Source organism: Paraburkholderia suaedae (genome assembly GCF_040812055.1).
Lineage (GTDB): Bacteria > Pseudomonadota > Gammaproteobacteria > Burkholderiales > Burkholderiaceae > Paraburkholderia.
On sequence record NZ_JBFOAH010000017.1, the window covers coordinates 153,401 to 176,695 of the forward strand.

Below are 23,295 nucleotides of genomic sequence, written 5' to 3' on the forward strand. Positions count from 1 at the left end.
GGCCGATGGTGTCTCGGCGTGTTGGTTCCTGCGGAACCTGAAGTCTTAGTTCTTGCATGTGGCGTCAGTCGATATCGCCGGCAGCAAGACGTTTGCCGTCCAGCGTGGGTTGGTTAGCTTGCGCTCGCTTTTTCCGCAGCTCGGCGCAATTCGCGAGGCAGATCCGCAGAGCGGGAATAGCGTTGGCCGGGGAGCCGGGGAAATGGCGGAGGCGGTGTTCGCGCGCGATGTCGACATCGGTGACGGGAATCCGCTTGGCCATGTCCTCTCCTAGGCGATGTGTCGCGCCAGACCGGGCGCGGCTTTCGCGAATGCAAATACAAGGGCGATCACGAAAAAAAAGACGACGACGCTGGCAGGGGCTTCCTGCTTGTGCTGCGCGTTGTGGTTGCGTTTTGCCATGTCGTCACCTCAGACCGTGGCGTGAGCGGCGTGGGTGACGACCGGCGCGGGTGCCAGCTCCAGAACGTTGATGCCGATCACGAAGACCGCGACGATCACGGTCAAGCGGAAGGCAAGTGACTTTTCAAAGTCACTTTGAATGGGTGTCTGAAGGCTGAGAAGCCACGCCCGGCGGTTGTTTCCAGCTGAATCGGGAAGAGATGTCACGAAAATCTCCGTATCAGTAGCGCGACGGGATGGCGCGCTCCGGTCGAAGTATCCCCAAACGGATATTTCCTGTCAATCCGTTTGGGGATATCCGTTCTCGGAATCAATGCCCCGACCGACTGTCCGGGCAGGCGATGCGAGGGCGATTAACCGCTAGAGGATTGCTTCAGATCTAACTGGCGGGACCGATTGCTGAGCCAGCTGACGGTCAGATGGTTGGCGAGCATTAGCGCGGAGTCGATCCACGCAACGTCGTTAAAGTAGGTCGCAGCCATGAAGGCAAGGGAGACGAGGGGGGCGAGCGTCGCGCCCCCCCGCTGAAACAGGTCTTTGCGGCGGTGGGGTGTTGCGGCGTGAAAGCGAAGGACGGTTGATAGCCGGTCGAGGGCGTCTGCAGCGGGCGCTGCAAAGTCATGTTCAATGCCAGTGGCACTGAATTCGACGGTCCCATCAGGGAGGACGATGGCCATTGCGATCGCGACTGGCGCAGCACCGTCGTTGGCGCAAGCCAAGCTGGCGAGCCGTTCGCGAACTGTCTTTTGACGCGCCAGAAGATTGCGCGCCTGTACTGCTGTCTCCGAAGCAGGAAAGTGGAGGACGTTACTTCCCGCGTTTGTGGCCTCGATGTCCCGAAATACTTTGGTCTTTGTTTTCATTGATGCTCAACGATTCTTTAGAAGTAGGACGTCGAGCGGCTTGGCGGGTGCGATTTTCCTGATCTTTAGTGTGTGTCAGCTTTCCCGAAATCGAGAATGAGTCGGACCCAGCCAATTCAGGCTGGGCCATCACAAAATCAATGTAGCTTTGAATCTTGGCCCGCTCGGCTGCTGGCAGCTTTGCAAACCGCTCTTTGTCGAGCTGCAGCTCAGGCTGCCTATGCTGATCGTCCAAAAGACGGCCAGGCGTCACGCCGATCGCGTCTGCGAGCGCTGCGACAATGCTGATCTGTGTGTCTACATTGCCCGCCAGCACGCGTGCGACGGAACTCTGCGAAATGCCGGCTCGATTGGCCAGCTTTGTCTGGGTGTCGACGGCTGGATTTCGGGCCATCTGAGCCCGAACGTTTTCCGCCAACACTTCCCTGAGAGGTTTCCTGTTCATACGCGGAATATTGCCGAATATGGATACCCCTTGCGGGATATTTTAGGCGGCTGTCCACTTGAGGAAATATCCCCAAACGGATATGATCGGGTCATTTGCATTGTTTGGAGGCTGAGAAATGCCACAGGAAAAGATGCTGGACACCGTCATGCGCAAGCTGGACGAGACACGCGGCACCTGGCCGGAGATCTCCGACAGAAGCGGCGTGCCGTACCAGACCCTCACCAAGATCGCCTGCGGCATCGTTCGCGATCCGCGTGTCTCCACCGTGCAGGCCTTGCTGGATTACTTCACGAGTCGGCCGGAGCAAGCGGCGTTGACCGATGGCGCTCGGGCGTCGCACTGAAGCTTTCTTGAACATGTCAGGGCAGATGTTTGTGTTAGCACGCTCGCATAGTAGAAGCGTCGATGCCCGGTAAGCAGTATGAAAAGCCACACATCCAAAGACATCGGGGATTGAAATGACGTGCAGATATAGCGGTACTGAGTGGCTCGACGTTCTCTATACGTCTGTCCGAGATACACCAGGAGGCGTCGCAGACGCAGCTGCTTTTCTGGCCAATCGACGCGGTAAAAATATTGGTTCAGAGTCGCTGCGCCTGCGTCTGCGCGGGGAAGGCGACAACCGGCTCTCGATGGAAATGTTTGAACTGCTGATCGAGTGGATGGAAGAAAAGCGTCAGGCGCAAGCGCGGGACGCAATTCATGCCCTCAACGAACGGTTCGGCTTAAGAGCAACCGAAGCTGTGGACGCAGAAGATGGCGACGGCGTCGATGCGGTCGTTCTCGGTGCGCTGGACCTCGCACGTCAAAGCGGCGTCGTGGCAGGTGAAGTTCACTCGGCCGTCGCTGACGGCAGGATCACTGAACAGGAAGCCGATGCCATAGCGGTCGCCGCGCGCAAACATCAGCGCGGCCTCGATCGTCTGCTCAGGGTGGTCATGCGCATCAGCAAGCTCGGGCGAGTTTAAGCATGCAGTTCCGGGCCGGAATGGCGTGCTGCAATCAGTACCGCGCCAATGCGGGACTGTGCTGTGACCTCGATCACCAGCTTCATTGCGCATCAATTGAGCTGGCTCGCCTCGCCGCGCACGCCCCGACGCGGGTAGCCGCATTCCTCTCGACTCTCTTGCCGACCTTTCCGGTCGACATGCTCCTTGTTCGCGCACGGCAGGTCGGCCATCTGGATGACTTCGTGTTGTCCGCTGCCAGCTATTGCGCAACGCTGCGCACGCGCACCGAGCGCGGGCTTTTCTTTGGCTTCATCGCTGGTTATCTCACCGCAGAGCAAATCGAAGTTTTCAAAGCGTCACACGACGCTGAATGGCGTCGGCTTCGTGGCAAATAAAGCAATTACCGGGGGATCCAAAGTGACTTTGTCCAGTACCGCTTCCGCGCTTCGTGCGCGGCATCCATTCGCGCCCAAATTCGTCGCCTGCGCAGGCCGATTTGCGGCGGGCCACGCCAGATGGCGTCGCCTTTTCGACGCTGGGTCTGTCCTGATCACGGGTTAAAGCATGGCATCACTCGATCAGATTGCAGCGCAGCTCGCGGCTGCTGGGCACCCCAAGCTTCCCGAAGGTCATCCGCGCGTATCGGACAATGGCAAGCCGCACCGCTATGGTCCGGCCAAGAAGTTCTGGTATTCGATCCACCAGGTGGTGCGTAACGGTCAGGTGCTTGGCTACATCGGCGCCTTCGGTCGTTGGGTCGGCGACGACAACGGCGCGCAGACTTTCGAATGGCAGGGCGAGGCGGCGGCGCCGGAAGATCTGGCGGTTACACGTGCACGTCAGGCTGAGATCGAGCGGGAGGATGAGCGTAAGCGCCTGCATGCGGCGAAGATGGCGGCCAATCGTGCCCGCCACCAATGGCAACATGCGTTCGTCGACGGCCAGTCGATTTACCTCGATCGCAAGCAGATCACGCCCGAGGGCGTGCGCTTTGATGCCGAGGGCACGCTGCTCGTGCCTATGTATCAGTATGGTGGCGATGAGCCCCGAATGGTCGGCCTTCAGAAAGTCACGCCCGATGGCGCGAAGCGCTTCAACAAGGGCATGGAAAAGAAGGGCGCTGAGTTGCGTATCGGTGAGATTGGCGTCGACGACCGCATAGCAATGATCGCTGAAGGCTACGCGACCGGCCGCTCGATCCGGATGGCGACCGGCGAACAGATCCCTCTGTCGGTCTGCTTTGACGCAGGAGGCATCCTGCCCGCAGCTCGTGCGCTGCGTGCGGCCTATCCGGATCTTCACCTGCTGGTCTGTGCCGACGACGACTGGAAGATCGAGCAGCGCCTGCGGGAACATCTGGCCGCCGACTACGGCTATGAAGGTGAGCTGGTCATCGGTGGCGAGCAGGTAGAGATCGAATCGAAGAACACTTCTTACACGCTGCATGCCGAGTACAAGCAGATCAATGGCGGGGTGGAGTACATCGAGCTAGCGGTCTGGAACAACGTCATGCCGGAGCGCAGATGGCGCTTCGAGAACACGGGCCGCAAGCGTGCCGAGGAAACAGCGGCAGAAGTCGGAAACGCCAGTGTCGTATATCCGCGGTTCGCCGCGCGCGGCGACCGCAAGCTGACCGATTACAACGATCTGCATTGCGAGGAAGGCCTGCACATCGTCAAGGCGCAGATCGAGGCTGCGTTGCTCGCGGTGTTGGCTCCTGCTGCGCACGATCTCCCGCCTTTTCCGCACCTGCATGCCGTCGCCAAACTTGCAGATCCGCTCTACGGCGAGGCTGTGGCACTGGTACGTCAGGGCAAGCGCGCGACAGTTTCGGGCGTGCAGCGCGGTCTGCGGATCGGTTATAACCGCGCGGCAGCGTTGATCGAGGCGATGGAGAAGGCGGGCGTCAGCTCGGCGCCGGCCGCGAACGATGTTCGCACGGTAATCGATCCCCATTCGCCTCACCGCGCGACGTCAGCTGACGCGGCTAGGGCAAACATCGACGCCGAGAACGGTGCATTCACGTGGCGGCAACGCTTGCGGCGGGCAGAGAAGTCGTCGGCGATTTTGCCATCGCTCGACAACGTATTCACCATTCTGTCCAACGATGAAAAGTGGCAGGGCGTCTTCGGCTTCGAGCAGTTTTCGCTGCGCATCATGAAGCTCAAGCCGCCGCCGTTTGAAGGCGGCGAGACCGGCGAGTGGACCGACCGTGACGACGCACGCTGCGTGCTCTGGCTCGGTCAGACATATTCATTCAGTCCACGCAGTGACGTCGTCATGGATGCGGCATTCCTCGTTGCCGATCGCAACCGGTATCACGAAGTGCGGGACTACCTCTCTGCCCTGCAATGGGACAGCGTCCCGCGCTTGCGGTCGTGGCTCACGCGTTACCTGCTGGTTCCGGACAGTGAGTATGTCCAGCTGGCCGGGTTCAAGTGGCTGCTCGGCGCTGTTGGCCGCGTCATGCGTCCTGGCTGCAAGATGGATAACGTGCTGATTCTTGAGGGCGTGCAGGACGCCGGCAAGTCGGCGGCGTTCCGGACGCTGTTCGGCCAGCAGTGGTTCACCGACGCGAACATCGTCATTGGCGACAAGGACGCGTTCGCCGTGATGGCCGGCAAGTGGGTGATCGAGCTTGCCGAGCTGGACGCGCTCAGCAAAAGCGATTCATCGAACGCCAAGCGTTTCTTCACCACGGCAGTCGATACGTATCGCCCGCCCTACGCGAGGCGGGCGATAGATGTACCACGTCAAAGCGTCTTCGGCGGCACGGTCAACTTTGACACATACCTGAAGGATGAATCAGGGAACCGTCGTTACTGGCCGGTCAAAGCCGGGTCGCCGCTCGACCTGAAAGGGCTGGCAGACGATCGCGACCAGATCTGGGCGGAAGCCTATCAGACGTATATCGAATGGGACGCGGCGAACACCGAGGCGGGCGGAGTGCTGCCCACGCCGTGGCAGGTTCTGCCGGCCGAAAAGCCGCTGTTCTCCGCCGAGCAGGAAGCCCGCTACGAAGGCGACATCTACGAAACGATGATCGCCCGTCATATCGCCATCCTTGGCGAAGTGACGATGGAGGACATCCTCGGCGACTGCCTGAAGCTTGAGATCGCCAAGTGGACGCCGGCAGAGCAGCGCCGCGTTGGCAAGGCAATGAAGTCGCTCGGCTGGGTACGCAAGCGTAAATCGACCGGTAATCGCGAATGGTATTACACGCCTCCGGATCCCGTCGACGTACCGGTTCCCGCGACGCCCGTCGCTTTTGAACAAGCGGAGCACGACGATGACGCACCGCTTTGATGCCAATCCTGTCGCGCCGTTTTGCTTGCCCGCCGCAGGCTTTGGCGCGCGCGTCAGCGTATATCGGCGCGCTGCTGATTACCTTTCGGCGCGCCGCAAAACGTCCCATGTCCCGACGTCCCGAGCGCATCGCCTCGTATGCGTACGCGTGATGCGTGCGACGTGCGCGACGTGCAGGCGAGGGTGCGCACGTCGCAGGCGCCCGCGCGCATCCACGACCTTTTTTCATTGGGACATTGGGACAATGGGACAGATTGGGGGCAAGCGATGATCGATCTGAAAGAGCAAGCCGGTGTCGCGATGAATGTGCGCAGTCAACTTGGTGAGTCGATCGGTGATCCAAAAGTAACTTTGGGTGCGATCGCCTTTGCTGATGAGTTGGGCAACCTGCTGTGGCGAATGAAGTATGGGCAGGACATACGTCGGGCCGGCATGCACCGCGCTACGCTGCTGCTTGCGAACCGGATCCGATCATCCGGGAAATTCAATCGGTCGAAGTTCACCGGCCGCGACGCAAAGTCGACGCGCGATCCGAAGGCGCGCGAAAAAGCAGAGCGGGCGTTGACCGACATCATCGAACGGTTTGCTCGCCGGCTGCTTGTCGAGTGGATAGCCGACATGTGCGTTGAGTGCGGTGGCCGTGGCATAGCTTTCGGTCACGCGATGGTTCCGACCACGCAGACGGCTGAGTGCCATGTATGTGATCGAACTGGCCGGCTTCTCGAACTTGAGGAATTCATTCCGTTGCTGGTGGGCCGTTATGGTCCGCTGCCTATCCGGCACTACGTACGATGCGAGCATTGCCTCGGTCGCGGCGTCGTTCAGGTAAAGCGCCGTGTGTCCCACACGCAGGTTTGTCCGCTCTGCGATGGATCGCGTCGCGCACCGGTGGACGAAGCGGCTCGTGCCTTGGCTCTTGGTGTTTCGCTGACTGTCTACCGGCGCCATTGGGCCAGCTACTTTCACGGCATGCTCGCTGTGCTCGATCGGATCGACGGATCGGTAGCGGACGTGGTACGTCGACGGACCCGTGCGTGACGTGTTGCAAGTTGTTACGGGTTGCTTTATATTTCGAGCCGTCCTTTACGGCGGCACTGGACATACGCTGGCACCGCGCGTTAGTCGTGCAAACCTTTCGGCGACATAAAAATAATCATTGGAGCCCGTTAGGTCGTGTGGAGGCGTGCGCCTTCACGAAACATCGAATTCAACCCAAGCCCTGAGCGCGAAAGCCCTCGGGGCTTTTGCATTTCAGGAGCGTCTATGCATGCGGTCCCTAGCCTTTTCTTGCGCGCGCTTGCGCTGCGGTTTTCCGTTGTCGATGGCGACACAGGCACTGCAGCAGCGGCATCGCCGGTGGATGGCAGTGCAGGCGACGCGCCTGCCAACCAACCTGCAGCGCCGGTTGCGACCGACGAGCATCCGTCGCATCAGTGGCTCGATGAGATCGAAGCGGAAGTCGGCGCGTGGTTCATTCACAGCACGACGGCGCAGCGCGTCCGGTCGCTCGTCGCCAAGGCGCGCGCGCATCTGCCCGGCCGCGATGCCACGTAAAGCACCTACTCCATGCCGCCACTTCGGCTGCCGAACGGTGGTAGCCGAACCGGGCTTCTGTACCGAACACGCGCATGACCGGACCGGTTGGGTCAGCGACAAGCGGCGCGGAAGCCGTCACGCGCGCGGTTATGGCGCGGCATGGACGAGGCTGCGGGAACTGGTCCTCAGGCGGGACGGCGGCCTGTGTCAGCCATGCCTGCGGGCACGTCGTGTAACGCGTGCGACACAGGTCGATCACATCAAGTCGAAGGCCGAGGGTGGCACGGACGCTGAATCCAACCTGCAATCCATCTGCGAGCCGTGCCACAAGGCCAAGACGGCGCGCGAAAGCGCAAGCGCCCGTCTGCGGACGTCGTAACGCCCTGTGGCGCGTTCCCCAAAGTTGCTTTGCCGCCGCCGGCCGCCGAATGACAGGTGGCCCCTGGAGGCTTCTACCGAAGCGCGCAATGCCGCTTCCGAAGCCGGTCAGGGCAAGCGCGGCGGCCTGAGCGGGGGGTGCCCGAAAGTCTGGCCGGTCGCCAGATGGGACCGCGTGTTTAGCCAAATTTTTCCGCGCGCAAGTTATCGAGGGGGGGTGTCCAAGCGCCCCCTGGCACATATGGGTCAACGTGGTCCACAACCGGCGCCGGCGGCGCTGAAACTCATTCGCGGCAACCCCGGCAAACGACCGATCAACCTGTCGGACGGTGTCAATCCCGAGGTTGCCATTCCTGACGCACCGCGCCATCTGAACAGGGAAGCGCGCAAGGAATGGAAACGGGTGTCGGCGGAGCTGGAACAGCTCGGGCTGATCAGCCGGCTGGATCGCGCGGCGCTTGCGCTTTACTGTCAGGCGTGGGGCCGGCTGGTCGAACTGGAGACCGCCTTCCAGAAGCGGCAGGAGTTGCTCGCCACTCAGGGCAAGACGTCAACCGAGGCGTTCGTCGACGTCGCGCCTTCCGGCTATCGCCAGCAGGCGGTCGAAGTGAGTCTCATCAACTCGCTGCAGGATCAGGTCCACAAGTTTCTGCAGAGCTTCGGGCTGTCGCCGGCGAGCCGCTCACGCGTGACCGCGTCGACAAACCAGCTGGCGCTGCCCGGCCTGGAGACGGAAAACACCGGCTGGGGCCGGTTCGCCAAATGAGTACGCAGCGCGACGAACCGGACTACGTGGGCATTGCGAACGGCTACATTGACGACGTGCTATCCGGTCGGATCGTCGCGTGCAAGTGGGTCAAGCGCGCCTGCGAGCGCCAACGCAACGATCACGTCCGTGCCGAGGCACGCGATCCGGAGTTCCCGTATCGCTTCGATGTCGAGGCGGCGAGTCGGATCTGCAGCTTCGTCGAGCTGCTGCCTCACATCAAGGGCAAGTGGGCGCGTACACGCCAGCGCATCGTGCTGGAGCCGTGGCAGGTGTTCGTGCTTTCGACGGTATTCGGCTGGGTCCACGTCGATACCGGGCTTCGCCGCTATCGCCGGGCATACGAGGAAGTCGCCCGCAAGAACGCGAAGTCGACCAAGAGTTGCGGCGTCGCCCTGTACCTGTTTGCCGCTGATGGTGAGCCGGGCGCAGAGGTGTATAGCGCGGCAACGACGCGCGATCAGGCGAAGATCGTTTTCGATGATGCAAAGGCGATGGCGTTGCGCGAGCCGGACATGTGCCGGGCGCTCGGCATCGAGGTGCTGCAGCATCAGATGCTGGTTCCGGACGACGCAAGCAAGTTCACGCCACTGTCCGCCGAAGGCAGCACGCTCGATGGTCTGAACGTGCACGGCGGCGTCATCGACGAGCTGCACGCGCACAAGACGCGCGCGGTGTTCGATGTGATCGACTCGGCTACGGGCGCCCGCGACCAGTCGCTGCTGTGGATGATCACGACGGCCGGCTCGGACCGCACCGGGATCTGTTACGAGCAGCGCACGCACGTGACGAAGATCCTTGAGGGTGTCGTCGTCGACGAGTCGTTCTTCGGAATCATTTTCACGATCGACGAGGGGGACGATTGGGCGGATCCGGCCTGCTGGCCGAAGGCGAATCCGAACTACGGCGTCTCTGTTCTGGCGGACGATATGGAGTCGGCGTGCCGCAAGGCGATGTCGATGCCCAGCGCGGTCGGCAACTTCCTGACCAAGCGTCTGAACGTCTGGGTCAACGCCGACAGCGCATGGATGGACATGCGGGCATGGGATGCCTGCGCGAAACCGGAGCTGCGGATCGAAGACTTCTATGGCCAGCGCTGTTATGTGGCGCTCGACCTGGCAAGCAAGGTCGACATTGCCGCGAAGATCCGCCTCTTTCCACCCTCCGGCGACCGGCAGAAATGGGCGCTTTTCGGCACCTATTACCTGCCAGAGCGTGCCGTCGAAAACGCGCACAACAGCCAGTACGACGGCTGGCGCCGGCGCGGGATCCTGACTGTGACGGAGGGCGAGGTTACGGACTTTGATCTGATCGAGGACGGGGTGCGCGAGGACTGTGCGCTGTTCGACGTCGCCGAGGTGCCGTTCGATCCGTTCCAGGCGACGCAGCTTTCAAGTCATCTGCTGGCCGACAACGTGCCGATGGTTGAGATGCGACCGACAGTGCTCAATTTCAGTGAGCCTATGAAGCAGCTCGAAGCGTTGGTGCTCAAGCGCGAGATCGAGCACGACGGTGATCCGGTGCTGGCCTGGATGATCAGTAACGTCGTGTGCCATCGCGATCAGAAAGACAACATCTATCCGCGTAAAGAGCGGCCGGAAAACAAGATCGACGGCGTCGTCGCGGCCATCATGGCCCTCGGTCGGGCAATCCTGCCTGGTGAAAGCGACGGGCATTCGGAAGTATTCGTGGAGCTCTAATGTTCAATCCATTCAGGTGGCGAGCCGAGGCGTCGTCTCCCATGCGGGCCGAACCGGCGCTGCCGGTCGCGTCGGCGCCAGACGTCCGCAACGACACTGGCGCCGTGACGATGGTCAACTACGAGGAATTGTCCGACCTCCTCGTCACCGGAACCGGCCTTGCGACCGTCAACCCGGACCAGGCGATGCGCACCTCGGCGGTGTACGCCTGCGTGCGCCTGCTCGGTGGCGCCGTCGCCTCAATGCGCATGGAGATCTACCGCCGCAACGGTACGGCACGCGCACTCGCCGACGATCATCCGCTATGGTGGAAGTTCAACGAAGAGCCCTGCGCGATGATGTCCGCGCCGATGATGTGGGAGTACTTTGTCACCTCACAGTGCTTCTTCGGCGATGCGTTCGCGTTGCTGATCCGCAATGCGAGAAACCCGACCATCATCGACGAGATCATTCCGCTCGATCCGCGCTCGGTCTGGGTCTGGCTAAAGGACGGGCGGTACTACTACGTTGTGTCGATCCCGACGACGTACGGCGATGAAATGATTCCGGTCGCGTTCGACCAGGACGACATCCTGCACTTCACCGGGCCGGGCTTCAACCCTCGTACAGGGCGTTCGATGTCCGTGCTGAAGTATGCGGCCAGTCGCGCGGTGCCGATCGCACAGCACGCCGAGGAACTGGCGGACAAGGCCTTCACCAAGGGCAACATGTCCGACATCGTGCTGAAGTTCCCAAAGCAACTTTCGAAGGAGCAGCGGGAGGATCTGCGCAATTACTGGGTCAAGAAACACGGTGGCCTCGATAACGTCGGCACGCCGGCCATCCTCGGCGAGGGCGGCGACGTGACGCAATTGCGGATGACGGCCGTCGATGCGCAGTTGCTCGAATCGCGCTCGTTTCAGGTCATCGACATCGCACGGGCGTTCGGTGTGCCGCCTTTCATGATCGGCGAGACCTCAAAAACGACCAGCTGGGGCTCGGGCGTTTCGGAAATGGGACGAGGCTTCGTGCTCTATTCGGTGCGGCCGTATCTGAACCGGTACGAAGCGGAGATCAATCGCAAGACGTTTCGCAGCGCCCGGTATTACGGCGAGTTCGACGTGACGCGTCTCACGCGTGGCGATCCGGTGGCGGAGGCGGCGTATTACCGGCAGGCTATCGGCGGCTCTCAGGGGCCGGGCTGGATGTCGATCGACGAGGTGCGGTCGCGGTTCAACATGCCCCCGCTCGGTGGCGCATGCGCGGGGGTCTATTTTCCAACCGCCCCTGCGTCTGGCGATACGGGCGCCGCAGACGGCGACAAGGGGCCGGCAGGCGGCGAGCCATCGCCAAAGCCGGATACAACTGATCCTGAGGGGATTCCTGAATGAAAAACAAGATTTTCTCGCTGTTCAACCAGAAAAAGCCGGAGTTTCGGGTCAGTAACGCCGCCGACGGCACCGACATCTACCTGTACGACACCATAGGCGGCTGGTATGGCATCGCCGTGCAGGACGTGATCAAGGAACTGAAAGATGCCAAAGGCGCGGTCAACCTGCGTATCAACTCGCCGGGTGGCGACGCGTTTGACGGCCGCGCGCTGGCGACGGCAATCCAGCAGCACGGCAACGTGACCGCACACATCGACGGACTCGCCGCGAGCGCGGCGACATACGTCGCGCTGGCCGCGAAGTCGGTGAACATCGCTGAGGGCGCCTTCATGATGGTGCATAACGCGTGGACCGTAGCCGTAGGGAACGCGGCCGAGCTGGGCGACACGATCGCAATGCTGCAGAAGATCGATACGAGCATTGCTAACGACTATGCCGCGAAGACCGGCAAGACGCTCGACGAGGTCAAGGCGTGGATGGATGCCGAAACGTGGTTCACCGCACAGGAAGCGAAGGACGCGGGGCTGGTCGACAACATTGTCGCGGCCAAATCCGCCGACAACCGCTGGGATCTCGGCGCATACCGGAACGCTCCGCGCTCGCTCACGGAGCATGAACCTGATTTTGCGGCGGCCGATCGCGCTCGCCGCGTGCGAATGTTGGAACGCATTGCGTAGGAGTCGCTCCCGCGCATGTCTGGCCGCCGCGAGGCGGCTTTTTTTATGCCCGCGCGTGCGGGCACCTCACTTCGGAGCATTCAATGCCTGTATCTATTCAAGCACTGCGGGAGCGCCGCGTCTCGATGTCCAAAGAGCTGCGCAACCTCGTTGATAACCACACCGGCTCGGCTTGGGGTGCCGAGCAGCAGACCAAGTATGACGAGCTCGCCCGCGACATCGAAAGCACCGATGCCGAGATCGCGCGCAACCAGCGCGTGCTTGACGAAGCGGCGCACGAGTTTGGCCGCACGCAGAACCGCGCCGATCAGGGCGGCATTTCCTCGGACGAGGCGCATGCCAATGTCACGATGGAAAAGTCGATCTTCAACACCTGGTTGCGCGAAGGCAAGGACGCGCTGAACGAGCAGCAGCGCCAGTACGTCGCCCAGCGTGCAGCAAGCGTGCGCAACGACATGAGCACCGACGTCGCGTCCGGCGGCTATCTGGTGCCGACCGACTTCGCAACGCAACTGATCGAAGCACTCAAGGCCTTCGGCGGCATGCGGGGCGTAGCCACCGTGATCGGTACTGGCACCGGCCAGCAGATCCAGTGGCCGACCGTGGACTCGACGGCTCAGGAAGGTGAGATTGTCGGACAGAACACTCTGGTCGCGGCGCAGGACTTTAACTTCGGCATGAAGGAAATCAATGCCTACAAGTTCAGTTCGAAGTCGGTCGCGGTGCCGATCGAACTGCTGCAGGACAGTCGCATCGACCTGGAAGGCTACATCCATACCGCGCTCGCCACGCGAATCGCACGGATCACTGAGCGTAAATACATTCTGGGTACGGGCACGAATGAGCCGCAGGGCGCACTCGTTGCTGCAGCGGTGGGCGCAACGGCAGCGGACGTCGCCGATGTCCAGTACACGGACCTCGTCGAGCTGGAGCACTCGGTGGACCCCGCTTACCGCAGCTCGCCGAAGGTGCGCTGGCAGTTCCATGACCAGACACTGAAGGGTTTGAAGAGGCTGAAGGATGGCTATGGTCGTCCGCTGTGGCTGCCGGGCGTCGCGGTGAAAGAGCCCGACACGATCCTCGGCTACCAGTACACCATTAACCAGTACATGCCGGTGGCCGCCGCCAACGCGAAAACGGTTCTGTTTGGGGATTTCACGAACTATCTGATCCGCGATGTGATGCAGGTGATGCTGTTCCGCATGACCGACTCCAATTTCACGATGAAGGGTCAGGTGGGCTTCCTCGCGTTCTATCGCGGTGACGCGGGCAGCATCGATGTCAGCGGTGCGTGGAAGGCGCTGCAGCAAGCGGCGTCTTAAGCGGCGATGGGCGGGCGGCTTCGGCCGCCAAAGTCACTTTATAGCGGAGGGGGATGATGGTTCAGGTAATCGCACCGCCCACCCAGATGCCCGTATCGCTCGACACGGCGAAACTGCATCTGCGCGTGGACGGAACGGTCGAAGACGATCTGATCACGATCTATCTGCAGGCGGCAACCGCACGCGCGGAAAACATCACCGGGCGGGCGCTGATTACGCAGACGTTGCGGGAGCGGTTTCCCCGCTGCGCGGGCGACGTTGAACTGACGCGCTGGCCGGTGCAGTCGATTGTGTCAGTTACGTCGGCTGGTGAGGACGTGGCTGGTTACACGTTCGAGCCGGGCGACAACGCGACATTGTGTGGCCTGCCCAGAGGCACCATCGTGGCGACGTACAAGGCCGGCTATGGCGATACCGCAGATGCTGTGCCCGAGCCGATCGTGCAATGGATTCTTGCGACGGTCGGTACGTTCTATGAAAACCGTGAGACTGAGATCGCGGACAACCGCGCGGCGACGGTGAGCCTGTCATACCTGGACAGCCTGCTTGATGCCTACCGGATCTGGTCTGCCTGAGGAGCGTCCATGCGCGGAGGAAAACTCGATCGACGTATCACGATTCAGCGCCGTACTAACTCGAAGAACGACTCCGGCGGCAATGTCGCAGGCTGGGCAGTCGTCGACACCGTGTGGGCCGGTGTCAACTATCTGTCCGGCATGGAACGTTCTGCCACCGTACATCAGGGTGGTGAGACCGCCGATGAGCGCACGGTGTTCACCATGCGCTATCTGCCCGGCATCGACGAGACGATGCGCATACTTTACGGCAGCAAGGTGTTCAACATCCGCTTCGTGAATGACGTGCTGGATCAGCATAAGACACTGATCCTGACGTGCGACACGGGCGCAAGCGAGGGGCTCTGATGGCGACGGGAAATGTGATTTCCGGCTTGCAGGCCTTCAACGGGGCAATTGCGACGTTGAAGGACGATATGCAAAAGAAAGTGGCGTTTTCCGCTGCGCTCATCGGCGCCAACGTAATCAAGCGTGAAGCGAAGGCGATTGCGCTGAGCAAAGGGCTTGAGCAATCCGGGGCGCTGCTCAACAACATTGCAGTCAAGCGCGAAGCGAACCCACCGCTCGGCGTGGCGCAATACAACCTTGGTGTGCGGCATGGCCGCGAGCTTGGCAGTAATGCGAAGGTTGTGTTTTCGGTGCGTGCGGATGGCAGCATCAGGAAGACCTACGTCGACGATCCGTTCTACTGGTGGTATCTGGAGTTCGGCACCAAGCCTCACGCGGAGCGGGGAGGATCTGGCCGAAAGCTCGCGTTCGAAGCGGATGGCAGCCCCGTCTTCGCGTTGAAGGTCAGTAATCCCGGCATTCAGCCGATGCCATTCATTGGCCCGGCATTCGAGCGCAAGGGGGATGAGGCGTTGCAGGCGATGTCGGACCGTGTCGCGCAGTTTATTGAGAAAGGCAAGGCATGAGCCTGAAAACTGAGGTCTACCAGGCGCTCGTTGCAATCCTGCCAAATACCTTCAACGTCGAGCTTCCGCCCAATCCGACGTGGCCAGCGCTGGTCTATACGGTCCATTCGCAGGAGGAGACCGGCTGGGTACTCGGCGGGGGCTACGACCTGCACACAGTGACGATCGCGATTCTCGGTCGCGACACCGATGAAAACGGTGCGCTGCGCGATCAGATCGTCGAAGCATTCGAACAGATGGATGATTTCCTGCTGGTCGAATCCGAGGGCGATAGCGAGTACCAGGGCAACGCGGCGGTGTACGCGTACCTGGTGATGATTCAGATGCGAACGCGCCGCACGTGATCCACAAAGCCCGCTTCTGGCGGGCTTAACTTTTTAAAGGAACCGTATGTCCAAGCTGACACGCAAGACCCTGATTCTGGCGGTGATCGAAACCGTCATCGGCACGGATGCCGTCCCGACCGCCGCGTTGAACGCGATTCTCGCGCGCAGTGTCACATATACGCCGACGGCAGAGTTTGCCAGCCGTGACGTGATGCGGCCGTATCTTGGCAACAGTGAGCAGTTGTCGGCGGCAATTCACGGTGAGCTCGATTTTGAGACGGAGCTGGCGGGCTCCGGTGCCGCAGGTACGGCGCCCGCCTGGGGGCCGCTGATGCAGGCGTGTGGATTCTCCGAGACGATCACCGCAGCCACCGACGTAAAGTACGCGCCAATCTCCGATGCTCTGCCGACGGTCACGCTGTACTACTACCTGGACGGCCTGTTTCACAAAATGACGTCGGGTCGCGGCACCGTTGCCGTCAACATGACGGCCAAGGGCATTCCTGTGCTGCAGTTCAAGTTCACGGGTCTTTACAGCGATGTGGTCGACCAGGCAATGCCGACGGGCGTGGATTACACGCATTTCCAGAAGCCGCTCGTGGTCAACAAGGCGAACACCCCGAACTGGTCATTCCAGGGCGCGAGTTCGCCGCTGCAGGCGCTCTCGATCGATGTGGCCAACACTGTCAACTACCTGAACCTCATCAGGCAGGAGTCAGTGGACATTACCGATCGCAAGCCGACCGGCAGCGCGACGATCCAGCTTGATTCCGTTGCAACGAAAGACTGGTGGGCAGCTGTTCGGGATGCGGTTACTGGTCCGCTGACGATCACGCACGGCAAGACCGCCGGCAACATCATCCAGATCGATGCGCCAGCGGTGCAGGCGACCCAGCCGAAATACAGCGATCAGAACGGCACCGCAATGCTCGGCCTGACTCTGACGTTCGTCCCGATGGCCGGCAACGACGAGCTGGTCATCACCGTCAAGTAACCCGCGCCGTCGTTCCGGCATCGCAAAGCAACTTTGGCCCGCCCTGAGCGGGCCATCCTCTTTTTGGCATTGGAGAATTCAATGGCTTTCAAGATCGCACAGTCGGATACGTATCAGCAGGAAATCAATGTCCAGATCGTCGGTGAGACCGGCAAGGTCGAGAAACACAATTTCAAAGTGACTTTTGAGCGCTGCTCGAATGATCGTATCGAAGAACTGCGTTCGAAAAGTGGCCGGGAAATGCTGCTCGAAGTGGTCAAGGGCTGGTCCGGCGTGATCGACGACGACGGCGCGGCCGTGCCGTTCAACGACGACAATCTGGAAGGAATGATGCAGATTCCCGCTGCGTCGTTCGCGCTGATCAAGGGCTTCTGGGACAGCATTGTGGTGGCCCGCGAAAAAAACTGATTGAGGTGGCGCGTCATTGGGCCGGTGAGCGGCCCGATGACTTCGCTGCCGACGAATCCGTTGTGGCAGCGCTTGCGGCTGCGGGTGCGCCGGTCGAAGCGATTGACGGAGCGCGTGCGCAGGCTGCGCAGGACGATTGCTTCGTATGGGCGGATAACTGGGAGGTCTTCGAGTGCTTCATCGCACTTTCCGGGCAATGGCGTTACCTGTCTCATCCGATGGGGCCACCGCAGACGCTTGGCCTCGATTATTCGCGCGTTGAATCAGCTTTGCGTCTGATGGGCTTCGGTCCGAAAAAACGCGTCAAGCTTTTCCGGTTGATCCGGTTGATGGAGGGCGCGGCGCTCGAAGTCCACGGTGAGCGCGAAGCCGCCCAGCAATCCGATTGACGCCTGCCTAACGCCCGCCGTGTGCGGGCTTCTTATTTTCTGCTCCTATGCCATCACTCGGTTCTCTCATCGCAAAGGTAACGCTCGACTATGCTGACTTCGAGCTCGGTGCTGACCGCAGCAGCCAGGCGGCGCTCAAGATGGGTAACGACATTGAGCGTGCTGTCACCAAGGCGCTCGGCACATATAAGAAAAGCCTGGGCGACATGTCGGCGGCCAACGACGATCTCAATGGATCAATGTCGCGTGCGTCGGCCGGCGCGGCGGCGCTCGCGGAGTCGGAGGACCAGGCGACCGCCCGCATCAAGGATATGGTCGCGCGGTCACTGGAAGCCCAGCAAGGGTTGCAGCAGGTTGCGTCCGCATCGCAGAATGCCGCGGATGGCATCGGGGCGCTCGGCGCATCCGCTGATCAGGTGCGCGCAAACGTGACAGCCCAGACGCAGGCGATGATCGACGCCCAGCGTGCGACGGTGCTGATGAACGACGAGATGCAGGCGCTGCGCACGACCATGGCGCAGGGCAATGCGACCTTCGCCACGCTCGGCGACCAGTACTCGCGGCTCGATCGCGCGATGGCGACCGGCAAGCTCTCGATGCAGGAATACGACGCGGCGCTCGCGGCGCTCGGGAAAGATGAGGACAAGCGCGTGCAGGCGCTCAATGCGCTCACTGCCAAATACGATCCGCTTGGCGCGGCGACGCGCAAGCTCGCTGCGGATCAGGCGCTGCTCGACGATGCTTACAAGTCGGGTCAGGTGACGACGGAGCAGTATCAGCAGGCGCTCGCCGGAATCAGGGCGGATCAGGCGGTGGTCGAGCTCCGGCGTCTGGCAGACCAGCAGGCGCAGCTTGAGCGGGCGTTCAAGTCCGGATCGGTTTCGTCCGCAGACTATAAGAAAGCGCTTGCCGACATCGGCGCGAACCGGACCGCACTGAGCGAAATCGCGGGTGCGGCCGAAAGCGCCGGTGCGGGGATGAGTCATTTCGGTCTGGGGACGGCCGGTGCGCGGACGGAGGTTCTGCGCCTCGCCAATGACCTCGCCAACGGCAATTTTGGTCGTTTCGACCAGAGTGCGGCGGTGCTTGCTGAGCGTATGGATCTGCTGGGGGCAGTCACGTCTGGGGCCGGTCTGGCTATCGCGTCCATTGCTGTGCCTATTGTTGCGGCAGCAGCGGCGATGGTGATCGTCGCGCATCAGAATGATGTGATGAACGATGCCCTGGTGTTAACCGGCAACTATGCCGGCACCACAGTCGACGGGCTGCGTTCAATGGCTGAGGCGGCTACTGCTGGTGGGGCTACATTCAATACTGCTGCCGATGCCGTGACGCAGCTGGCCGCGACAGGCAAACTGACCGGCGAAGAGATTTCGAATCTCGGGCGGATCACCGCCGATGTGGCGACCTACACCAGCATGTCGGTCAAGCAGATGGTCGACGAGTTCACGAAGCTTGCGGAAGATCCGGTTAAGGCGTCCGTCAAGCTGAACGATACGTACCACTACCTGACTGCCGCGACCTACGATCAGATCGATGCACTGGTGAAGCAGGGCGACGCGACCGGCGCCGCGCAAGTCGCGGTCGAGTCCTTCTCAAAGGCGATGGATGATCGCACTCAGGACATCGCGAAGAACCAGGGAGTTATCGTTCAAGGGTGGCGGGACATCAAAAACATCATCAATGGCGCCATGGAGGCCATTGGTTCGTTCGGAGCCGCGTCGAGTGCTGCGCAAACGGTCGCTGCTCTGCAAGCCAGGAAGACAGCTGCGGCTAATCCCGTTGACGGATTGGCGAACCTCGGCGGCGAGTTGACGCCCAACTGGACTGCGAGCGACGAGGCTGCGTTGCAGCAGGCGCTTGGCAAGCGCGATGCGGAGATCAAGGCTGCGCAGGACAAAGCCCGTGGAGAGCGTCAGCAACAGGAACAGATCGACGCGAAGCATTCTTACGACGTCTGGAACTCTCAATTTGCCACGCCAGCAGAAAAGCGCGCGAAGGACATCCAGACGTACATCGACAAGATCGCGACGCCGCTTAACCTCAGTCCTGAACAGCAGCTTGCCGATGAGCAGAAGATCATCGACAAGTACCCGGACAAGAAGACCAAGACCGGGCAGGCCGGCCTGATCGACAAGACGCAGCTGAACGGCGAAGTGCAGGCTGTCAAGGATGCGCTGACGCAGGAGCTGTCGTATGTCAAGAGCGCACAGACGCAGCTCGACGCGCAATACAAGGCCGGCGGCCTGAGCGAGAACGCCTACTACACGCAGTCGCGCGACCTCATCATGCAGAAGGCCTCCGATGAGGCAGATGCATATAACAAGGAAGCCGACATCCTCGCCAAGGGTCTGAACGACCGCAAGTTGAGTGCCGCACAGCGTGCAACGATCATGAATCAGATCGTCGACCTGCACGCGAAGGCGGCCAAGGCGATCGAGGATGCAATGACCGGCGTTGGCCAGTCGGCAGCGCAGGAAGATGCGGCCTGGCAGAAGTACGGCCAGTCGCAGGTTGACGCCACGAACAAGATGGCCGATTCCGTGGAGGCGGAGGCGCAAAAACTGCACGATCAGGCTGACACCTACGGCCTGACCAAGTCGGCGCTGGATCAGCTGCTCGTCTCGCGCGCGCAAAACACTCTAGCGCTTGATCAGGAGGGGCTGGCAATGTCCCGGATCAACGACGTTGCTCCGGATGTCATCGCGAATTACGAGAAGATGGTGCAGGCGGACCAGAAGCTCCTCAAGAGCAGGCAAGACCTGTTGAGCGCGCAGAACGAGGTGGACAACGCCCAGCAGTTGAAGAAGCAGCAGGACGACTACGTCAAGACTTGGCAAAGCACCATCGATGGCATCGGGACCGACTTTCACGACGGCTTCCTGCAGATGCTCAACAATGGGAAGGCCGGGTGGGCGAGCTTTACTACCTCGCTGAAGAACACGTTCGAAACCACGGTCGTCAACGAGCTGTACAAGGCGTTTGCGAAGCCGATGGTGATCAGCGTGATTGCGCAGATTGCTGGCATTGCTGGCGGCAGCGATCTTCAGGCGCAGATTCTGCAAAACAACGGCATGGCGGGCTCGTCCAACCAGCTTAATAGCCTTTCGAACGCCTACAGCGCACTCACGAAGGGCTATGGGTACGTGAGCAGCCTGTTCGGCGCTGGCGCGTATGGCTCCGCAGCCTCCGCCATTGGCGGTGCGGCGGGCACGTTCGGCGCAAGTTCTCTCGGAGCGTTCGGTGCCTTGTCCACGACTGGCGGCGCAGCGGCGGCCGCCGCGGCCGATGGGGCGCTTGCAGGCAGCGCGGCGCTTGGCGGAATTGCCGGCAGCACGACGGCGGGCATTGGCGCAGCTTCGGCTGCTGCTGGGGGCACTGCGGCATCGACAGCCGGCGCTGGAGCGGCTTCGGGCGCATTGACGGCTGGATCGGCAATCCCGGTCATCGGCTGGATTCTCGCCGGCATGGCGATCGATTCGAAGATGATGGGGCAGGGCTGGAACCCGGACAACGGCTCAATGAGCGACGCCGGCAAAGTGCTCGGCTCGGCAACGAACGCCTCGTACGATCTGGCGAAGGCAATCGGCATTCCGTCCGGCATCGCAAATATCCTGACCGGCGCGTCGACGATTTCACGCCTGTTCGGTCGCAAAGATCCGACAGTAGACAGCGCTGGCGTCGATGGCAACGTGACGGTAGCCAACGGTTTCCAGGGTCAGGATTACACGGACTGGACCGCCAAGGGCGGCATCTTCCGGAGCGATGCACACGGCACCGTCAATACGCCTGCGACGCAAGATCAGCTCGACCTCATCAACGGCACTGTCGTGGGAACGGTTGCGGTCATCAACCAGCTTTCCGGTGCCATCGGCGGCATTGATGGCCTGCAGGGTAAGTTGTCGGCGTTTAATTACAGCATCCGCAACGACTGGCGCGACCAGACGAACGTCACGAAGTCGCTAACGGACCTGTCGAATGGCCTGGTAGATGCGGTCATTCCGCTTGAACAGTACCAGCAGACCGGAGAGACGCTCACGCAAACCGCCGTTCGACTGACTGGCGTTTTCACGTCGACGAACCAGCTTGCTGACTTGCTCGGCAAGACGATGACGCAGGCGTTCGGTGCGGTGGGTATTGCCGGCGCGCAGGTGCGCCTCGATCTCGTCGCGGCGGCCGGCGGCATCGACAGTTTCAATTCGGAAGTGTCGGCCTACGTCAAGGCCTACTACAGCAACTCGGAGCAGCTTTCACAGGCGCAAAGCCAGATGACGCAGACTTTTGCGTCACTTGGCCTTGCGTTGCCGAAGTCGAAGGATGCATTCCGCGACGTGGTTACGTCGCTCGATCTGACGACGTCGGCAGGGCAGAACACGTTTTCTGCTCTCATGGCGTTGGCGCCGGCATTCGACCAGTACACGCAGGCCATGCAGCAGGCGGCCGATGCGCAACAGTCGCTGTGGAACCAGTATTTCAGCGCTGTGTACACGCCGACGCAGCAGCTGGCGATGGACACGAGGCAGTTGCAGGATCAGTTCAACGCGCTTGGTGTCGCGATGCCGAAGACGAACGCCGATTTTCAGGCGCTGGTCGAACACATGGACACGTCGTCGAAGCCGGCGAAGGATCTGCAAAACGCATTGCTTGCGCTTGCACCATCCTTTGCGCAGGTAACGTCGGCCGCGGATCAGGCCACGCAGGCAGCGCAGCAGACGGCGGCACAAAACCTGCAAACGGCGCTTGGCGATGTGCAGACTGCCTACGACACGCAGTCGAAGGCGATTCAGGCGAACATCGACTCGATCAACCAGTTCATCAGTTCGCTGACGAGCCTGAAACAGTCGTTGTCGCTCGGGTCGTTGTCGACGCTCTCGCCGCAGGACAAATACCTCGCCGAAAAACAGCTATTCGAAACGACGTCGGCGAGCGCGGCCGCTGGTGATGCCACGGCCCAAAGTAACTTGCCGCAGATCGCTCAGGACTTTCTCACGGCCTCGCAGGCATACAACGCAAGTTCGCAAGCCTATGTCGATGACTACAACGAGGTCCAGCAGGCGCTCAGCGCGAACATCGCGGTGGCGCAACAGCAACTGAGCGCAGCACAGCAGCAGCTCAATGCGACGAACCAGATGGTGCAGGGGATTTTGAACCTGAACCAGACGACGCAATCGCTTGCTGATGCGTTGAAGGAGTACTTCGCAGCAGGCGGCACAGCGTCGAGCACGGCGGCTGCCAACACCTATGGGGGCGCAGCGGGAGGCAATCTGAACGCGGCGCAAGTGCAGGCGACGGCCGTCAATGGCCTGATCCCGTATAGCGCTGCGAACCCGTATGGCCCGATGGGGGGCTATAGCGTTGGCGACTGGCAGGCGTCGATGTCTGGCGGTGTTTCTGATGCGACCAAGGCGGCGCTTGGCATGACGATCGGCGCGGACGGTACGTATGGCTGGAATGCGGTCAACGGCTCACACGCTGGCGGTCTGGATAGCGTGCCGTTCGACGGATACCGCGCCGAGCTCCACAAGGGCGAGGCGGTGGTGACGTCGGCGAACAACCAGAAGTTGTCGCAGATGCTCAACATCGACTGGTCGCGCTTCGGTGGCAACGATCAAACAGCCCTGCTCAATGAGATCAAGGCGCTGCGCGCAGAGGTGGCCGCAAATCGCCAAAGCCAGCAGCAGATTGCCGCTGTGACCCTTGGGCAGAGCCAGCAGCAGCACGATGCGAGCCTCGCCGTGATGAACAAGCAGGCGCGCCACATGCAAAACGCTGCGGACGCCACGCAGCAGACTGCAACCCACACCGCGAAAATCGCCAGAAAGTCATGACCATAGCCATTGATGTAACCGGCTACCGGCTGTCGGACGGCACGTTGCAGACCCTTCGTTTCTCCGACGATGGGTTTATGACGCTGCCGTCCGACACGCCGGCCAACGCCTATTACGAGCCGCGCCTGAGTGCTCCTCCGCAC

General features: G+C 61.3%; 25 protein-coding genes. 20 read left to right on the forward strand and 5 right to left on the reverse strand.

The genetic code is table 11. The annotated features are described in order from the left end of the window. Nucleotides 1-64: 64 nt before the first annotated feature. From ABQJ48_RS22595 to ABQJ48_RS22615, 5 genes are all read right to left on the reverse strand, one after another. Complete coding sequence (locus ABQJ48_RS22595) at nucleotides 65-262, reverse strand: hypothetical protein (RefSeq protein WP_367840224.1); 198 nt, start codon at nucleotides 260-262, stop codon at nucleotides 65-67. Between the two features lie 8 nt (nucleotides 263-270). After that, a complete protein-coding gene (locus ABQJ48_RS22600) occupies nucleotides 271-402 on the reverse strand; it encodes a hypothetical protein (protein WP_367840225.1) in 132 nt (43 codons plus the stop codon). Between the two features lie 9 nt (nucleotides 403-411). Next, nucleotides 412-609, reverse strand: coding sequence for a hypothetical protein (locus tag ABQJ48_RS22605; protein WP_367840226.1), 198 nt, complete (start codon nucleotides 607-609; stop codon nucleotides 412-414). Between the two features lie 146 nt (nucleotides 610-755). After that, nucleotides 756-1,265: a hypothetical protein gene (locus tag ABQJ48_RS22610; protein ID WP_367840227.1), complete on the reverse strand. Its 510-nt coding sequence runs from the start codon at nucleotides 1,263-1,265 to the stop codon at nucleotides 756-758. Further along, nucleotides 1,210-1,710 (reverse strand): helix-turn-helix domain-containing protein, encoded by a 501-nt coding sequence (locus ABQJ48_RS22615; protein WP_367840228.1) that lies wholly within the window; start codon nucleotides 1,708-1,710, stop codon nucleotides 1,210-1,212. Before ABQJ48_RS22615 ends, ABQJ48_RS22610 begins: the two co-directional genes overlap by 56 nt. A gap of 118 nt (nucleotides 1,711-1,828) precedes the next feature. On the opposite strand from ABQJ48_RS22615, the gene ABQJ48_RS22620 reads away from it, so the two are divergent. From ABQJ48_RS22620 to ABQJ48_RS22715, 20 genes are all read left to right on the forward strand, one after another. Then, complete coding sequence (locus tag ABQJ48_RS22620) at nucleotides 1,829-2,056, forward strand: hypothetical protein (RefSeq protein ID WP_367840229.1); 228 nt, start codon at nucleotides 1,829-1,831, stop codon at nucleotides 2,054-2,056. Nucleotides 2,057-2,171: 115 nt separating this feature from the next. Continuing rightward, entirely contained in the window at nucleotides 2,172-2,681 is a 510-nt protein-coding gene (locus ABQJ48_RS22625; protein ID WP_367840230.1) for a phage regulatory CII family protein, read from the forward strand. 224 nt (nucleotides 2,682-2,905) lie between these two features. Then, nucleotides 2,906-3,058: a hypothetical protein gene (locus tag ABQJ48_RS22630; protein ID WP_367840231.1), complete on the forward strand. Its 153-nt coding sequence runs from the start codon at nucleotides 2,906-2,908 to the stop codon at nucleotides 3,056-3,058. Between the two features lie 169 nt (nucleotides 3,059-3,227). Further along, the gene (locus ABQJ48_RS22635; protein WP_367840232.1) at nucleotides 3,228-5,969 is read left to right on the forward strand and encodes a VapE domain-containing protein; all 2,742 of its coding nucleotides are present in this window, start codon (nucleotides 3,228-3,230) and stop codon (nucleotides 5,967-5,969) included. A 267-nt stretch (nucleotides 5,970-6,236) separates the two neighbouring features. Then, a complete protein-coding gene (locus ABQJ48_RS22640) occupies nucleotides 6,237-7,007 on the forward strand; it encodes a hypothetical protein (protein ID WP_367840233.1) in 771 nt (256 codons plus the stop codon). A gap of 225 nt (nucleotides 7,008-7,232) precedes the next feature. After that, nucleotides 7,233-7,523, forward strand: a complete 291-nt coding sequence (locus ABQJ48_RS22645; protein ID WP_367840234.1) for a hypothetical protein — start codon at nucleotides 7,233-7,235, stop codon at nucleotides 7,521-7,523. Then, nucleotides 7,513-7,884 (forward strand): HNH endonuclease, encoded by a 372-nt coding sequence (locus ABQJ48_RS22650; RefSeq protein ID WP_367840235.1) that lies wholly within the window; start codon nucleotides 7,513-7,515, stop codon nucleotides 7,882-7,884. Before ABQJ48_RS22645 ends, ABQJ48_RS22650 begins: the two co-directional genes overlap by 11 nt. Nucleotides 7,885-8,100: 216 nt before the next feature. Continuing rightward, the gene (locus ABQJ48_RS22655) at nucleotides 8,101-8,649 is read left to right on the forward strand and encodes a phage terminase small subunit P27 family (RefSeq protein ID WP_367840236.1); all 549 of its coding nucleotides are present in this window, start codon (nucleotides 8,101-8,103) and stop codon (nucleotides 8,647-8,649) included. Then, the gene (locus ABQJ48_RS22660) at nucleotides 8,646-10,349 is read left to right on the forward strand and encodes a terminase large subunit (RefSeq protein ID WP_367840237.1); all 1,704 of its coding nucleotides are present in this window, start codon (nucleotides 8,646-8,648) and stop codon (nucleotides 10,347-10,349) included. The genes ABQJ48_RS22655 and ABQJ48_RS22660 overlap by 4 nt, the downstream gene beginning before the upstream one ends. Before the next feature lie 41 nt (nucleotides 10,350-10,390). Then, the gene (locus ABQJ48_RS22665; protein ID WP_367840238.1) at nucleotides 10,391-11,719 is read left to right on the forward strand and encodes a phage portal protein; all 1,329 of its coding nucleotides are present in this window, start codon (nucleotides 10,391-10,393) and stop codon (nucleotides 11,717-11,719) included. Then, on the forward strand, nucleotides 11,716-12,396 hold the full coding sequence (locus tag ABQJ48_RS22670; RefSeq protein WP_367840239.1) for a head maturation protease, ClpP-related: 681 nt from the start codon (nucleotides 11,716-11,718) through the stop codon (nucleotides 12,394-12,396). Before ABQJ48_RS22665 ends, ABQJ48_RS22670 begins: the two co-directional genes overlap by 4 nt. A gap of 83 nt (nucleotides 12,397-12,479) precedes the next feature. After that, nucleotides 12,480-13,718 (forward strand): phage major capsid protein, encoded by a 1,239-nt coding sequence (locus ABQJ48_RS22675; RefSeq protein WP_367840240.1) that lies wholly within the window; start codon nucleotides 12,480-12,482, stop codon nucleotides 13,716-13,718. Between the two features lie 53 nt (nucleotides 13,719-13,771). Beyond that, nucleotides 13,772-14,293 (forward strand): head-tail connector protein, encoded by a 522-nt coding sequence (locus ABQJ48_RS22680; protein WP_367840241.1) that lies wholly within the window; start codon nucleotides 13,772-13,774, stop codon nucleotides 14,291-14,293. A 9-nt stretch (nucleotides 14,294-14,302) separates the two neighbouring features. Continuing rightward, nucleotides 14,303-14,641 carry a phage head closure protein gene (locus ABQJ48_RS22685; RefSeq protein WP_367840242.1) on the forward strand — a complete coding sequence of 113 codons (339 nt, stop codon included), beginning with the start codon at nucleotides 14,303-14,305 and terminating at the stop codon, nucleotides 14,639-14,641. Then, complete coding sequence (locus tag ABQJ48_RS22690) at nucleotides 14,641-15,207, forward strand: HK97-gp10 family putative phage morphogenesis protein (protein ID WP_367840243.1); 567 nt, start codon at nucleotides 14,641-14,643, stop codon at nucleotides 15,205-15,207. Before ABQJ48_RS22685 ends, ABQJ48_RS22690 begins: the two co-directional genes overlap by 1 nt. After that, complete coding sequence (locus ABQJ48_RS22695) at nucleotides 15,204-15,551, forward strand: hypothetical protein (protein ID WP_367840244.1); 348 nt, start codon at nucleotides 15,204-15,206, stop codon at nucleotides 15,549-15,551. The genes ABQJ48_RS22690 and ABQJ48_RS22695 overlap by 4 nt, the downstream gene beginning before the upstream one ends. Nucleotides 15,552-15,597: 46 nt before the next feature. Then, nucleotides 15,598-16,527 (forward strand): phage tail tube protein, encoded by a 930-nt coding sequence (locus tag ABQJ48_RS22700; RefSeq protein WP_367840245.1) that lies wholly within the window; start codon nucleotides 15,598-15,600, stop codon nucleotides 16,525-16,527. Between the two features lie 81 nt (nucleotides 16,528-16,608). Next, nucleotides 16,609-16,935 carry a hypothetical protein gene (locus ABQJ48_RS22705; RefSeq protein ID WP_367840246.1) on the forward strand — a complete coding sequence of 109 codons (327 nt, stop codon included), beginning with the start codon at nucleotides 16,609-16,611 and terminating at the stop codon, nucleotides 16,933-16,935. Nucleotides 16,936-16,997: 62 nt separating this feature from the next. Next, nucleotides 16,998-17,324 (forward strand): DUF1799 domain-containing protein, encoded by a 327-nt coding sequence (locus tag ABQJ48_RS22710; protein ID WP_367840247.1) that lies wholly within the window; start codon nucleotides 16,998-17,000, stop codon nucleotides 17,322-17,324. 140 nt (nucleotides 17,325-17,464) lie between these two features. Continuing rightward, nucleotides 17,465-23,152 (forward strand): phage tail length tape measure family protein, encoded by a 5,688-nt coding sequence (locus tag ABQJ48_RS22715; RefSeq protein ID WP_367840248.1) that lies wholly within the window; start codon nucleotides 17,465-17,467, stop codon nucleotides 23,150-23,152. Nucleotides 23,153-23,295 lie beyond the last annotated feature (143 nt).